Consider the following 14,752-nt stretch of genomic DNA (forward strand, 5'->3'; position numbering starts at 1 on the left):
ATCTTGCTTCATGGCCCGTCCTTTCTTCGCTTGGGGCTCGGCTCGGGCACTCCCACAGCGGACCGGCGTCAGGTCGGCTTGAGGGGTGTGAAGAGGACGCGGTTGTAAGCCACGATTGAGGACCACACGTAGGTCTTGAAGTGGTCAAAGCCCCGCCAGGTGCAACGCGCCAAGCCACAAGCGCGCTTGAGGCATGATATTCCGGCTTCGATGCCGGCGCGGAAGTTGCGTAGCTTGCGGTAGACCCAATTGCCTCGGACGATGTCCTCGATCCTGAGGCCGGCTTTCTTGTGGAATGCCATATCGCGAACGCCCCAGGCTTTCGCTTTGGCCAGGTTGTCGCGACTGGCGAAGCCGCCATCGGCCGCCGCCTGCAGCGGTGCTTGACCATAGAAGGCGATGTGGCGGCCGATCGACCGCTTCAAGACCTTTTGCCTACCTCATCCTTGATGCCCGCTACGAGAAGGTGCGCGAAGCCGGCATCGTCATGGGCCAGGCGGTGCTGATCGCAGTCGGCATCGACTGGGCCTGGGCCTACCCTGGTTCCGGATGTGTCTCCGAGCCCGGCGCTAGCTGATACTCCGATGCCGCGCGGCCTCGTTAGAGATTGCCAAAGGAAATATCATCGTCGAGCAGACTTTCGAGTTTGGCACGAGAGGCGAGCGTTGTCATTCGACGTCCGGTGTCGCCGTATTGAGCTGTATCTGGTTGAAGACGTCTATGTTCGGAACCTGACACACCGAGGTGCACGTATTCCGCCGTTGCTGCGCGAAACTCATGGTTTTGCCCCTCTTGCTCGCACATATTCTTCGGTGGCACGTCGGTTGCATGGGACACGGCGAAGGATCCGTTACGACATAACGGTCTCGCAGTCTCCGGCCTAGGAGTTCTACATGAAACTTGCTGGAACGATCCAAATCAATGCGATGAACACTGCCCTGTTGAGTGCGCTTCCGCCAATTGCACCTTTGCCGCGTCCGGCACGGGTGCCGCTGTCATTCCCCCAGCAGCGGGTGTGGTTCCTTTCGCGTCTGGGGGAAGGCAGCGAGGCCTGTCACATCCAGATGGGGCTGCGGTTTCGCGGCGAGCTGGACGAGGCGGCCCTGCAGTCGGCCTTGGACGGGTTGGTGGCGCGTCATGAGGTGCTGCGCACCACCTTCGGGGTGGAGGCAGGCGAGCCGTTCCAGCGGATCGGGCCGGCGGATGTCAGCCTGCCACTGAAACGGGACGATTTGACGGCGGCTGCGGATGTGGAGGCGACGCTCGCGGAGCTAATGCGCCATGAAGCGCAGGCGGCGTTTGATCTGGAAGCCGGGCTGTTAATCCGCGGAGGGTTGGTGCGCCTGGCGGAGGACGATCATGTGCTGCTGATCACTATGCACCACTTGGTCTCGGACGCTTGGTCGCGGAAGATCCTGGCTCGCGAGCTCAGCGAACTCTACGCCGCGGCCCGCGAGGGCCGCGCGGATCGGCTGGCGCCGTTGCCGGTGCAATATGCGGATTACGCCCTTTGGCAGCGCCGTTGTCTGGCGGGCGAGGTCCTTGAGCGTCGGTCGGAATACTGGCCCTGGATGCTGGCCGGCGCGCCAGTGGTGACGGAGCTGCCGGCAGACGGCCCGAGTCCGGCGCAGCAGGACTACAGGGGCAGCTACGTCGAGTTCGTGTTGGACGAGTCGTTGACCGCGCAGTTGAAGGCGCTGAGCCGGCATTGCGGGACGACGCTGTTCGTGACCCTGCTGGCGGGCTGGGCATTGATGTTGGCGCGATTGTTGGATCAGGACGAGCTGGTGATCGGCCCGCGTAGCACCAACCGCACGCGTTCCGAGATCGAGGGGCTGATCGGCTTGTTCGTCAACACCGTGGCGTTGCGGATCGATTTATCGGGCGATCCGACGCTCGAAATGTTGCTGGAGCGGGTAAATGCCGCCGCGCTTAGGGCGCAGGCGTACCAGGAGCTGTCGATTGAGCAGGTAGTGGACCTCGTCGACCCGCCCCGCAATCTGGCCTCCATCCCGATCTTCCAAGTCATACTTGCTTGGCAAAACCATCCTGGGGAGCCGACGGAGGTGCCGGGGCTCGAAACTGAGCACGTCGACATTCGCGACGGTACCCCGCAACATGATCTTGCGCTTGAGCTAGGTGAGATCGGTGAGGCGATTCGTGGGAGGCTGATCTACTCAACATCGGTGCTTGAGCGGAGCACCGTCGAGCGGTTTGCGAGCTATTTGCACCAGGCGCTGGGCCAGATGGCGGCCGACGGCGGGCAGCGAGTCTGGCCGGCTCCGCTTCCCTCTTCGGAGAACCGTCTTCTGGTGAAGTCGAACTCGACGGAAGCGGCACATCCGCAGGACCGCTGCATTGACGAGCTGTTTGGGGCTCAGGTGCAGCGGGACCCGGAGGCGGTCGCGGTCGGCTACGAGGATCAGAGCCTGAGCTATCGTGAGCTGAACGCGCGGGCTACCTCTGCAGCGCCTCATTCATCGCCCACCAACTCGAACCCGCGGCCCCATACTGCGGTCATGAACTTCATTGAGGGGACGCGCGTCGTTACAGAGGGTGAGCTGCTAGCCAACAGCATCACGCGTTATCATGTCACAAAATTCTATCGTGAGCAGATCACCAACAGTGGTTACTACGACCAGCTTAAATACATTGTGGAGCCCTCATTCAACGAGTTCGAGAGCCCCGGCAACCTGGATACGAGCGGCGAGCACGACAACACGGTCGTGCCGGGATTTCAGCACAAGTACGCCCAGACCGGCTTGATGCTGGTAACGGACCGTTGCGCTTCATATTGCCGCTATTGCTTTCGCAAACGCATCGTTGGCAAGGACTCCGATGAAATCACGGCTGATTTTGCCCAGATTGCGCAATATATCGGCGATCATCCTGAGATGACGAACGTGCTGCTATCGGGAGGCGACCCGTTCGTTCTCAGCACCGCCAAGCTCGACAAAATTCTTGACCATCTGCTACCGATCCCACACTTGGATTCAATTCGATTCGGCACAAAAATGGTCGCCTATGAGCCCAAGCGGTTCAAGGATCCCGCCCTACCGGCTTTGTTCGAACGGATCCATGAAGCGGGTAAGACCGCAGTAATTGTCACACATTTCGACCACATCGGTGAAATCTCGGTCGATGCGGAGCGCAACATTCTCTCCTTGCGTGCGCACGGCGTGCAGTTCCTTAACCAGTCCGTGCTTCTCGCGAAAGTCAACGATGATGCCGAGGTGTTGGCTGCGACCTTCGCCAAGTGTCACCAAATGGGTGTCCGCCCTTATTATCTCTTTCAGGGTAGGCCGGTGAAAGGCGCATCGCATTTTCAGGTTTCATTGCGTCGCGGACTAGAGATCGCGCACGGCATCAACCAACGTCTCAGCGGCATCCAAAAGACATTCAAATACATCATGTCCCATTACACAGGAAAGATCGAGATCCTTGACCTTGGAGCCGATGGCCGCCTGTCTATGCGATATCACCAAAACAAGGATCCGGAAAAGATCGGAAAGATCTTTTCCAGGCCGCACATCGAGGGCGCCTGCTGGTTGGACGATTTGCCCGAAGGATGAGATCGAAAGGCGCGCAATGCTGATTACCGACCCCGTGCAGGTGGAGCGCAAAGACCCCGCCGCTTCCATCCGGCAGCGTCGTGAGGCGGTTGTGCCGGTTTCCCGCTCGCCGCCGGAGCGGGGCTGGAAATCCTGCGTGTCGGCGGGACTGCGATTGACGCGGCGGTGGCCGAAGCCTGGAAACCTTGCGTGTGCGAGCCCAGTGCATCGGGGCTGTGCCGGCGAACCGTGTTGCTCATCTATGTCGCCGACTGTCGAACGCAGTCCATCCGGCGCGGCGCCGCAGAGGATTTGCCCGGCGCAAATCGGGAAGCAAGCTTGCAACGGTGCTGCGGGACATTTTTGGTTGCGAGCTTCCGTGCCTGCCGGTGCCGGGAATATGCCCGAGTCGACCTCCGGATCGATCGTTCCGGGCAGTCTTTGTCCTGGAGATCAACTCCCATGGCGGGGCTCGGTATGTCCAGCGCTTATGTCTCGGACGCGACGACGTCGGACACAGCTTCTCGAGCTTGGTCAATCGCATCCTCGATGTCGCTTACACGCTTCGGAATTGGCATCCCCAAGGCCGAACACGCGTCGAATGGAACCGGATTTTTCCGCGCTAACGACCGCTGAGCTGTCACTCCGCCGCTCGAATGGATTCGGCGAGGCGATGATGGCGAGGTCGGCATAGGCGATACAGTGGAATGCTTTCCTGCTGCTCTCGAAACGTGTGACGCACATACGATCGCCGATGCTTTGACAGACGCCCGACCTCGTGCAGCGGGCGACGGCAAGTGGAATGGACCGCACCTCAAACGAGGTCGAAGTTGGGTAAAGAGCAGAAATTCGGCGAGGAGCCAATGGAATGAGTCCGATGATCAACATCCGAGAAGCGAACAGCGCCGATGTTGAGGCCATCTCGCAGTTGCACATCGCGAGTGCGCAGCAGACCTATGCCCATATCCTCCCAAGAAGCTATCTTTTCGAAAGAATGCCGACTGAACGACGTCTACTTTGGCAGGAGCGATTGATGAATCCCAGCAGATCCGAGCAGCATCTCGTATTTGTTGCGGAAAACGCAAGCCGAGAGGTGTGTGGTTTCCTTGCCGTGGTTTTCGATGATACGGACCCATGGGGTGCCTTTATCCACAATCTCCACATCGCGGCGACCCATCAACGGCGAGGGATAGCGCGAAGGCTGCTGACGGAGGCGGTAGCCCAGGTCCCCGCAGCGATGCTGAAAAAGGGGGTTCATCTCCTAGTCTACGAACAGAACCTCAATGCCCGTGCCCTTTATGATCGGCTTGGCGGTGTGGTGAAGGAACAAGTGGAAGAATCTGTTGACGGTGAGGTGCCAGTATATCTGCTAAGATATGTATGGTCATCCCTGAGCGCATTTCGTTGCCAGGTCACTCAAATCGAGCGGTCGGCGACTTGAGATAGCTTTCCGCGCCCGTACATCTGATGGGGTGGACAGCCTCTGCTCCCCAGCCTCGGTGGCTTATGATGGCTGTCTTTCTCAAAGAGGAGCTGCGTCGCGTTGATCGTGCGGCGAGCCCAGGCCGGGTCACTCGGCAGCGCGAAGTTGGCGGTCACGGCGCTGCGTTCGTTTCTGCGCTTCCTGCAACAACGCGGGTTGCTCGCGACCGATCTCCCTGTCGCGATGTCTGTGGTCGTCGCCTCGCGCTTGGCACACCGGCCGAAGGCGCTGCCTGCCGAACAGATCGAACGGCTACTTGTGTCTAGCGAAGTCTCGGCTCTGACCCTGGACGATCTCGACTGGGATTGCGGCGAGATCGTCATGCAGGGCAAGGGTCAACGGCGGGCGCGGCTGCGCGGTATCTGCAGTACATAAGTATTGAATCCTGCGAGATGTGCTTCGTTCTCCGCCAAGGATTCAAGCGCGCGGCTTCCGCGCTTGACCGCGATCAGTTCCACGAGACACTCTACCGCCGCGAATGCGGGAGTCATGGTGCGAAAAAGCGAAGGCATTTCGGTCCGAACGCGGATCACAATTTGAGAAAGTTTAGCGATCGGAGATATCTCGCTGTCGGTCAAAGCGACCAGCCTCGCACCGCGCGAGACCGCGAACTCGGCGACCTGCATTGTATAGCGACTGTACGGGCTAACTGTAACCGCTAGCAAAACGTCTCGTGGACCGATAGACCGGAGCGTATCATTGGCCGTGCCGCCTATTCCGTCGATCAATATCGTGGGCGAGCCGAGCAATGACCCGACATAGTGCATCAGATGGGCTGCAGGAAAACTTGAGCGGAGGCCGATGCAGAAAATCTGTCGTGACTCCACCATGAGATCGGCGGCTGCTGCCAGCGCGGCAATCGCGGCGGGCTGTGCGAGCTCGCTTAGATGGCCATGCAAGGCTTTGATTGTATCGCCGATGAGAACGCCATCGCCCTCGATCTCCCGAGGTGGCAGTGGTTCCTCTGCACGCCCCGCCAAGCTTTCCGGCCGTCCTCTGATGCTGTCCGCGAATATCTCCTTTAATTTGGCGAAACCGTCGAAGCCGAGGCGCTTTGCAAGCCGCGTTAGCGTCGCCGGAGGCAATCCTGCTCGGCGCGCCTGTTCCCTCATCGTCAGCAGTGCAACCTCTGTTGGATGGTCGAGCAACCAACGTGCGGCGACCTGCATTTGCCGCGGAAGCAGCTCGTAGCCGTCCTTGATTGCACTTACGACGGGCAAATCCATTCCGATATTTCTTTCACTAGTAATTATAAGCGCACAGAGGGACGTGCGACAGTATGCGCCGCTTCGACGGCATCGGTTGGATCGGGTCTGCAGGCGCTGCGCCGCTGCCGAGAGGTAACTGGATTGAGATCGCACAGGTCGATTACCAGCATGTGGCGCGGTCGCGTCTCAGGCGCCTTGAGATTCCGTTGCTGGATGCAGCCGACCTGCACACAGGCGCGGATGAGATCGGTCGCGAGCTCAAGCAGAGGGTATCCATGTCGTTCTCCAAACCATAAGGACCACCAATGTACATGCGTTAAAGTAGAGAGGCTGGTCCATCTCTACTGAACTCCGTGGGGCATTCCTGACATCCCGCGTGACAAAATCAGTCCATGCAAGTTGCGTGCCGGATCGGCGTAGCATCTGCACTACATCACTTCTCGATACCGACCGCCAGGCCCAGGCAACCCCTTTGGTCGAGGTTCCGACATTCTTGTCCGGCATCGGACAAAAGAAAGTTTGCGGATAGACACGCGCGGGAGCAAATGAGAGGAACCTCAACGAGGCAAGCATTCGCGATCTGTGCCGAACTAATCCGGACATTATGACCGTGGTGTGATTGTCGGCCCGTCCTTAGTGTTTTTGCGGCTGTTTAGCAAACGGAGGTTGCTTCGGGAGTGCCGAGCCGAGCCCCAAAAAAGGAAGGGCGGGCCATGGATGAAGTAACGTCTTCTACGTCGGTGTCGATGTGTCGAAGGCGAAGCACGCCATTGCGGTTGCCGAGGGTGGCCGCAATGGGGAGGTCCGGNTCTACCCGCAGATCGTCGAGCTCGGTCAGCGCTGCGATGTCGTGTGCGCCCTCGCTGATCCCCAAGCGCAGCAGGAACGACAGAAGCTGCTGGCGCTTCTTGCGCAGATCCTCGCTGGCCGCGGACCGCACCCGCGCTAGATCGCGCACCGCTTCATGCACCGCGTCTGGAACCCAGATTCCCTTCAATTCTCCGGCCCGCAGCAGCCGCGCCAGACTGACCGCATCGCGCCGGTTCGTCTTGACACGCTCCCCGGGCGGCGCGCAGGTCACTGACACGCGTTCCACGGAAAGGGTTCGGACCGAGATCCGAAAATATATTGGAGAAACGTATGACCTGAAAAAACTTGATCCAGTCCTCCTCGTGTGAACCGTACGTCAAGCGCGGTAAGAACGATGCGGCGGACGCAGAAGCGCTGTGTGAGGCGATGAGCCGGCCGACGATGCGGTTTGTGCCGGTCAAGACCGCTGAACAACAGGCGGCATTGATGTTGATCGGCCTGCGCGACCGGTTGATCCGCAATCGCACACAGCTGGCCAATGCGATCCGCGGCTATGCCGCCGAATTCGGGCTGACTGCTGCCAGGGGGATGTGCAAGATCGAACCGCTGCTCGAGCGTATCGCGGCAGATAAGATGCTTCCGGATTGGCGCGGGAGCTGTTCGCGCTCCATGCCAAGGAATATGCGCAGTTGCAAACACATCTGAAAGACGTCGACGCCAAATTGATGGCTTGGCATCGGGCCGAGGCGTGCAGCCGGCGGCTGGCGCAAATCCCCGGTGTCGGGCCGATCGGTGCGTCGCGGCTGGTGATGAAGACGCCGGCGCCTGAGACCTTTCGATCGGCCCGACACTTTGCCGTCTGGCTCGGCCTAACGCCGAAGGATCACTCAACCGCCAGCAGGGTCAGGCTCGGTGTGATCACGCGCGCCGGCGACGAAGCCTTGCGCAGCGTGCTGGTGGCCGGGGCTACTGCTGTTATCCGGCATGTCCGACGCGGCCGAGGCGCCGTCTCACCCTGGCTCGTGGCCTACTCAAGCGCAAGCCGCCGAAACTCGCTGCCGTGGCGCTAGCGAACAAGATCCGCGCATCGCTTGGAAGCTAATGGTGAGCGGCGAGACCTACAGAGCGAAGCCCATGCCGCCAGCCTTGGCGCGCGCCGCATAGAGATCGGCCAGACACGGGGAACATCTCTACTGTTATCGTGCTGAGCTGGTGCCGGAACTTGCGAGAGAATGAGCAGTTGGTCTGATCGATCGATCCGAGTGTGATTTTTCGTGGAATAAGGGACCCCTTAACGGCGGGGTTGTCAAAGTGCCTCCGGTTTCATCGGAGGCATTTGTTTTGGATGTTGGTTGTGGAGACGATTGCGAAGATACGCCGGCTGTCGCTGGTTCAGGGAAAGTCGATCAAGGCGATCTGCCGGGAGCTGAAGATCTCCCGGAAGGTGGTGCGCAAGGTTTTGCGTTCCGGGGAGACGGAGTTCCGCTACGAACGCAAGCATCAACCCTAGCCCCGGATGGGCGCCTGGCACGAGGAACTGGATCGCCTGTTGTCGGCGAATGCGGTGAAGCCTCAACGGGAGCGTCTGACGCTGATCCGGGTCTACGAGGAGCTTCGCGGCCTCGGCTATGACGGCAGCTACAGTTCGGTGTGGCGGCACGCGCAGAACTGGGAGACGGATCGCGGTAGCGCTGCGGCTGAAGCCTACATTCCACTGAGCTTTGCGCCGGGTGAAGCCTACCAGTTCGACTGGAGCCACGAGATCGTCCTGCTGGGCGGCGTGACGGTCACGGTGAAGGTCGCGCATATGCGCCTTTGCCACAGCCGCATGTTCTTTGTGCGAGCCTATCCGCGCGAGACGCAGGAGATGGTGCTTGACGCGCATGACCGGGCGTTCGCCTTCTTCAAGGGAACCTGCACGCGCGGCATCTACGACAACATGAAGACGGCGGTGGACGCGGTCTTCATCGGCAGGGATCGCCGCTACAATCGACGCTTTCCTGCAAATGTGCGGCCACTACCTCGTCGAGCCGGAGGCCTGCACGCCGGCGGCGGGCTGGGAGAAGGGTCAGGTCGAGAACCAGGTTGGGCTGGTGAGCGAGCGCTTCTTCACGCCGAGGCTGCGCTTCAAGACGCTGGAGGACCTGAACGGCTGGCTGACCGACAAATGCGTCGCCTAGGCAAAGGCGCACCGGCATCCCGAGCGGGCGAGCGCACGGTGTGGGAGGTGTTCGAGGAAGAGCGCGCCAGCTTTATCCCCTATGCCGGGCGCTTTGACGGCTTCCACTGCATTCCCGCGTCGGTGTCGAAGACGTGCACGGTGCGCTTCGACAACAACAAATATTCGGTTCTGTCGAGCGCTGTCGGTCGGCCCGTCGAAATCCATGCCTACGCCGACCGGATCATCATCCGTCAGGACGGTGCGGTCGTGGGCGAGCATGCCCGCTCGTTTGGCCGTGGCGAAGTCATGTACGACCCCTGGCACTACGTATAGAAGTTTGTACTTGATCGGACAGTTGGCGTCTGAGAGTGGTCCGTTTTGCCTGTCCGATGGGATCAGGCAGCGATCATTTTCTCCTTCGCCAGCGGGGCGGTGTCAACGAAGGTCTGCATCGGCGTCTTGCCGAAGCACCAGCGGCCCTGATGTGGGCGCTCCTCATTGTAACTTCTGACCCATTCATCCAGATCAGCCTGCAGCTCCTCGATCGAGCCGTAGATCTTCTTCCTGAAGGCGACCCGGTAGAACTCGTCCAGCACCGTCTTGTGGAACCGTTCTACGATGCCATTGGTCTGCGGGTTCTTGGTCTTGGTGCGGGAATGATCGACGTCCTCGACCGCCAGATAGAGCTCGTACTCGTGGTGTTCGGGATTGCCGCAATATTCGGTGCCGCGGTCGGTCAGCACCCGGCTTAGCTTCACCTCGTGGGTGTCGAAGAACGGCACCACGCGGTCGTTGAGGAGATCGGCGGCGGTGATCGGCGTCTTGCGGTCATAGAGCTTGGCGAAGGCGACCTTCGAATAGGTGTCAAGGAAGGTCTGCTGGTAGATGCGTCCGACCCCCTTCATGTTGCCGACATAGAAGGTGTCCTGGCCGCCGCAATAGCCCGGGCATTCACTCTCGAACTCACCATGCGCCTCCTTGTCCAGCTTGGCCTTTTCCAGCGCCGCCAATTGGCTCTCGGTGAGCACGATGCCGTCCTGGGCGACCTTCGCCTCCAGCGCCTTCAACCGCTTCTTCATCGTCTCCAGATCGTGACGCTGCCACACCCCGCGTACGCCCGACGGCGAGACCGAGTGGCCGAGCTTGCGCATTTCGTTGGCGATGCGGGTCTGTCCATAGGCGGGATATTCCAGCGTCAGCTCGAGCATGATCGCCTCGATCTCCGGTGGCGTGCGGTTGGCCAGCAGCGGCTTCCTGCGCGTCAGCTCCTGCAGCGCCAATTCGCCGCCGGTCTCGTAAAGCTCCTTAAAGCGGTAGAAGCTGTCGCGTGAATAGCCCATCATCTTGCAGGCCTGGCTGACATTGCCGAGCTGTTTGGCCAGCTCCAGCAGCCCCACCTTGGCGCGGATGATCTTTTGGTCCTTGGTCATGTCAGTGTCCTTTCTGTCGCCGAGGCCGGGCGCTGCGAACCCTGACCACTCCGCGCCCGGCCCCGGCTCAAGCTTCAGCCCAGGACACCGTCTGTCAGATAAAGTTTAAACTTTTACAGATGTCGAGATCCGCGATGGCACCCTCACTTGGCAGCGACGGATCGGGCAAATCGAGCAAGAGGCTCGCCTCGACGGCATTTACGTCATCCGTACCAGCGTGCCCGCCGAGCATCTCGACGCCGCAGAAACGGTCCAGGCCTATAAGGATTTGTCGCGTGTCGAGCGGGCCTTCCGATCCTTGAAGACCGTCGATCTCGAAATCCGGCCGATCCGCCACTGGACGGCGCCACGCGTACGCGCTCATATCTTTCTGTGCATGCTCGCCTATCACGTCGAATGGCATCTGCGGCAGGCCTTGGCGCCGCTGCTGTTCCACGACACCAATCTTGAAGCCGCCAGGGCAGAACGGAGCTCGCCCGTCGCCGCCACCGAACCGTCCGCGGCGGTAAAATCCAAGAAAGCCACCAAGCGCTCGGCCGACGGCCATCGGGTCATGAGCTTCGCCGACCTCATCGTTCACCTCGGCACGCTGGTCCGCAACACCATGCGCGTGCCAGCCCGCCCCAAGCACCGCTTCACCCTCTATTCCACACCAACCGCACTCCAGGAGGCCGCTTTCCGGCTGCTCGCCCTCGACCCGTCACGTGTCCAGTAACCGAAAAACCCGACCGCAAGATTGCCGAGTCGGATCAAGCACTTGCCAAACTCACAAATGAAAACTTCGGACTAGCGGACCGCGAGAGACCTCTAATTCTCTTCTAACGCCTCGTGCAGATAGAACCACCAAAGCAGTCAGAAATACCTCGAATCTACATGGGCGGCTACAATGAATACTTCGAAAAATTACTGTTTATGGACGGACACTAGCTTAGCTAGTCCATGCCGTTCCGTTGAGGCGCGGACCACTCGATCGCGATCGAGCGCGCGGCGTCGCGAATACGGAGACCGGGCTGAGCAGATGGCCCGAACGGGGCGAGTTGAGCATGTGCGCACGCTGGAAACGATCCAGCGTGTTGGACGGGCATTGCTGCCCACTCCAGGCCGCAGACCACAACGAGGAAGAGGATTTGGAGGAAAAGAAGCACGGACGCTGCGCCAGTCCTCCTCTCCGCCAAAAGTCTGGGCTCGTGCTTCAATCATGTCGATGCGGCTCTAACGCTCCGGTCCGAGAGATGCGCCTCTCAGCTCTTCGACCGAAAATGGTGGGACTCTCGCTCTTTTGCCAGACATTCGCCTAACAGCGCTGTCCCTTGTTGACGCCGGCGCGCATTTCGCCCGCGCTCCTCCGCTGATAGAGCTGATACAGCCCCGGGCCGATGGTGACCGGGTGGAGCATAGCGCGCCCGTCGGAGCCATTTGCCTGAGTGGCGGAGACCTTCGAGGCGCAACCTCTTCCGCACGAGCGAGATATCCTCCCACCCGCAAGCGTTTCGCGTTCGCGCTGTCCGATGTCCGACAATGTCGGATACGCAACGTAGCTGAGCCAGATCTATCACTTTGCCTCGAAACGATTTCTCATTTGGCATGGTACATGCGTGCTCATCCGCAAACCAAGTCGGACTGAGGAGAAATCGTCCCATGATCACCTCCCGAAATATACCGCCGCCGCGGGTTTCCCGGACCCACCCAAGATGACGCTCGACCAAGGGCCTGGCAACATGCAGACGGCTCATCTGGCTCGGCGCTGCCCGCCGATCAACCTTCTCCCACAAGGGCAGACGGGGAGAGCGCCTTTGTCCGGCATCATCGCCAATGAGTGCGACCCCAAGGCAATCGCCCAGCGCAAATGGCTGAGCGCGATCTACGGCACGCATCCTTATTCGAGGCCGGACGAAGATACCAAAAGTAGGCCTCGCCAGCATCACACAGGCCGATCTAAGCGGCGCTTGATCCCACAAAGGAATTTCAGACATGCACCAAGACACCGTCGGGCGAGAGCTTTCGCCATGCCCCTGACCAGCCCGGCCTACCCGGCCGGCCCATATCGCTTCCGAAACCGGGAGTATCTGATCATCACATATCGCACCGATCCGCAGAAACTGCGCGACCTGGTGCCGGAGCCGCTTCAGGTGTTCGAGCCTCTCGTCAAATTCGTCTTCATTCGCATGCCGGACTCGACCGGCTTCGGCGACTACACGGAAGGCGGACAGGTCATCCCCGTCTCCTTCCTGTTTGGACCGGAGACATCGCGAACAGGTGTGCGAGGACATCGCGAACAGTGCTCCATGCTATCTCTCGACGAGGTTGAGGTCGATGGTTTGGATTTTCTGATGGCGGAAGAAGACGTTGAAGACGCCGTCCTTGTCGGTCGCACGGAAGGCGACGGCGCGCCCGGCGAAGGCATTGGAGATCTTGAAGTGGCGGCCGAACAGCGAGGTCGCGCCCTTCTGCTGGATCTTGCGGATATGGTCGCCGGGCGCATAGTCGAAGGGCTGCGGGGTCTCCCTGAAGTCGCGCGGGGAAGACCGGTAGCGGTCGAGCGGCACGGCGCCGGCGATCGCCTCGTGCGGGCGCTCTGCATTGTAGATGTGGCGCCAGCGGTCGAAGGCCCGCTGGGCCGCCGCCAGGTTCTCGAACGGCGGTCCCTGCAGCGCCTCGGCCTTGAGCGTGCGGTGAAAGCGCTCCTCCTTGCCCAGCGTCTGGGGATGATACGGCCTGGAATGCCCGATGGCGATGCCGATTTCGATCAGCCAGACGCCGAGCAGGGTAAAGTCGTTGCGGCCGCCATCGCCCCAAGGCGGGCCGTTGTCGGTGGCGATACAAAAGGGCAGGCCATAGCGGCGGAAGGCCGTGATCAGGCGCGTTTTCACGGTTTCGGTGGTCTGGTCGGAGCAGGCCGACAGCACGATCGAGAACCGCGAATGGTCGTCGAGCACGGTCAGCGGATGCAGGCGCCCGGCGCGCAACGGCACATGACCCTTGAAGTCCATCTGCCACAGATCGTTGGGCGCTTCGTGCTCGAAGCGGATGAAGGGCTTTGCCCCGCCGCCCAGCGCCCCGAGCTCGACGCCGTTGCGACGCAAGATGCCGGTCACCGTCGAGGGCGACGGACAGCCAATCCCCTGGCGCGCCAGGACCCGGGCGATCTTGCGCCCGCCCCAGGCCGGATGTGCCGCCCGCACCGAAAGCGCCGCTGCTTCGACCTCCCAGGCGCTGCGCCTGGGACTCGAGAGCGGTTGGCGCGAACGCTCCAAAAGCCCGGCCTCGCCCTCCGTCCGATAGCGCGCGATCAACTTGTGAGCCACCGTCCGACCGATCCCAAAGCGCCGGCACAACGCGCTCACATTCGCCCCCGGCGCGCTCGCCAACCTGACAAATTCCAGCTTCTGTTTCATCGCGCTCGTGTCCTCGAATGGCATCCCGAACCTCCCGGCGCAAAGCGCGCCAAACTGTTCGCGATGTCCTCGCACACCTGTTCGCGATGTCTCCGGTCCAAACACTTCCGTGGCCGCAGGGGCAGCTACACCCACTGCATGTTTCTCGATAACCATCCGCCGATAGCCGGCGGACGCGATTTGTGGGGCTTTCCCAAGAAGCTCGCCAGCCCAACGCTCCGAACGGAGACGGATGCCCTTATTGGCACGCTGGACTACGGCCCGTCCGCGTCGTGACGGGAACCATGGGGTACAAGCACCGAGCCGCCGACCTTGCGAGCGTGAGGGCCTTGCTCGCCGAACCGAACTTCCTCCTCAAAATCATCTCGCATGTCGACGGCACGCCGCGCATCTGTGAGCTCGTGGAATATCACCCGGAGGACATCGATCTGAGGGGCGCCTGGACCGGCCCGGCAGCCCTGCACCTCTGGTCGCATGCGCTTGCCCCCGTCGCCGAACTGCCGGTGCCGGAAGTGGTGTCGGCCGTACACATCGTCGCAGATCNGTCGCATGCGCTTGCCCCCGTCGCCGAACTGCCGGTGCCGGAAGTGGTGTCGGCCGTACACATCGTCGCAGATCTCACGCTCGCGCTCGGGAAGGTCGTCCACGGCTACCTCGCGGAAGCCGAGCCTCGCTATCGGAAAGGAAGAATCCATGAACTTTCAGAATGAATAT

Annotated in this window: 9 protein-coding genes and 7 pseudogenes; 10 read left to right on the forward strand and 6 right to left on the reverse strand. The window is 60.9% G+C overall.

The window, feature by feature from the left end; all coding sequences use genetic code 11:
* Positions 1-68: 68 nt before the first annotated feature.
* Positions 69-407 (reverse strand): annotated as a pseudogene (locus X741_RS151305) (transposase); the annotation flags it as partial.
* Here X741_RS151305 and X741_RS1000000169790 point away from each other — a divergent pair.
* The 4 genes and pseudogenes from X741_RS1000000169790 to X741_RS151300 all read left to right on the forward strand — a co-directional run.
* Positions 408-526, forward strand: a pseudogene (locus X741_RS1000000169790) (transposase); the annotation flags it as partial.
* A 367-nt stretch (positions 527-893) separates the two neighbouring features.
* On the forward strand, positions 894-3,572 hold the full coding sequence (locus X741_RS1000000168420) for a condensation domain-containing protein (protein WP_084018604.1): 2,679 nt from the start codon (positions 894-896) through the stop codon (positions 3,570-3,572).
* A gap of 847 nt (positions 3,573-4,419) precedes the next feature.
* Positions 4,420-4,992, forward strand: a complete 573-nt coding sequence (locus tag X741_RS0134830; RefSeq protein WP_051410459.1) for an N-acetyltransferase — start codon at positions 4,420-4,422, stop codon at positions 4,990-4,992.
* A gap of 102 nt (positions 4,993-5,094) precedes the next feature.
* Complete coding sequence (locus X741_RS151300; RefSeq protein WP_023778227.1) at positions 5,095-5,409, forward strand: hypothetical protein; 315 nt, start codon at positions 5,095-5,097, stop codon at positions 5,407-5,409.
* Here the strand turns inward: X741_RS151300 and X741_RS151295 are convergent.
* On the reverse strand, positions 5,370-6,260 hold the full coding sequence (locus tag X741_RS151295) for a MurR/RpiR family transcriptional regulator (RefSeq protein ID WP_023778228.1): 891 nt from the start codon (positions 6,258-6,260) through the stop codon (positions 5,370-5,372). The genes X741_RS151300 and X741_RS151295 overlap by 40 nt on opposite strands.
* Before the next feature lie 53 nt (positions 6,261-6,313).
* Between X741_RS151295 and X741_RS151290 the strand changes: the two genes are divergently transcribed.
* A complete protein-coding gene (locus X741_RS151290; protein ID WP_023778229.1) occupies positions 6,314-6,538 on the forward strand; it encodes a hypothetical protein in 225 nt (74 codons plus the stop codon).
* Between the two features lie 572 nt (positions 6,539-7,110).
* Here the strand turns inward: X741_RS151290 and X741_RS1000000169800 are convergent.
* Positions 7,111-7,308: pseudogene (locus tag X741_RS1000000169800) on the reverse strand (transposase); the annotation flags it as partial.
* Positions 7,309-7,418: 110 nt separating this feature from the next.
* Between X741_RS1000000169800 and X741_RS01000000166650 the strand changes: the two are divergent.
* Both X741_RS01000000166650 and istA read left to right on the forward strand, forming a co-directional pair.
* Positions 7,419-8,216: pseudogene (locus X741_RS01000000166650) on the forward strand (IS110 family transposase); the annotation flags it as partial.
* A gap of 181 nt (positions 8,217-8,397) precedes the next feature.
* Positions 8,398-9,543 (forward strand): annotated as a pseudogene (istA, locus tag X741_RS01000000166660) (IS21 family transposase); the annotation flags it as partial.
* 65 nt (positions 9,544-9,608) lie between these two features.
* Here the strand turns inward: istA and X741_RS151285 are convergent.
* Complete coding sequence (locus X741_RS151285; RefSeq protein WP_023778233.1) at positions 9,609-10,643, reverse strand: IS481 family transposase; 1,035 nt, start codon at positions 10,641-10,643, stop codon at positions 9,609-9,611.
* Positions 10,644-10,737: 94 nt separating this feature from the next.
* Positions 10,738-11,079 (reverse strand): hypothetical protein, encoded by a 342-nt coding sequence (locus X741_RS1000000170940; protein ID WP_245272713.1) that lies wholly within the window; start codon positions 11,077-11,079, stop codon positions 10,738-10,740.
* Here X741_RS1000000170940 and X741_RS1000000170945 point away from each other — a divergent pair.
* Together X741_RS1000000170945 and X741_RS1000000168425 are read left to right on the forward strand one after the other, a co-directional pair.
* The gene (locus X741_RS1000000170945; protein ID WP_245272714.1) at positions 11,059-11,358 is read left to right on the forward strand and encodes a hypothetical protein; all 300 of its coding nucleotides are present in this window, start codon (positions 11,059-11,061) and stop codon (positions 11,356-11,358) included. The two genes, X741_RS1000000170940 and X741_RS1000000170945, sit on opposite strands and share 21 nt — an antisense overlap.
* A 1,256-nt stretch (positions 11,359-12,614) precedes the next feature.
* Positions 12,615-12,871: pseudogene (locus tag X741_RS1000000168425) on the forward strand (acetoacetate decarboxylase family protein); the annotation flags it as partial.
* A 60-nt stretch (positions 12,872-12,931) separates the two neighbouring features.
* On the opposite strand, the gene X741_RS151280 reads toward X741_RS1000000168425, so the two are convergent.
* Positions 12,932-14,062 carry an IS481 family transposase gene (locus tag X741_RS151280; protein ID WP_023778236.1) on the reverse strand — a complete coding sequence of 377 codons (1,131 nt, stop codon included), beginning with the start codon at positions 14,060-14,062 and terminating at the stop codon, positions 12,932-12,934.
* 87 nt (positions 14,063-14,149) lie between these two features.
* Here X741_RS151280 and X741_RS01000000166665 point away from each other — a divergent pair.
* Positions 14,150-14,748, forward strand: a pseudogene (locus X741_RS01000000166665) (acetoacetate decarboxylase); the annotation flags it as partial.
* Between the last annotated feature and the right edge of the window lie 4 nt (positions 14,749-14,752).

Source organism: Mesorhizobium sp. LNHC221B00, from assembly GCF_000502935.1.
Lineage (GTDB): Bacteria > Pseudomonadota > Alphaproteobacteria > Rhizobiales > Rhizobiaceae > Mesorhizobium > Mesorhizobium opportunistum.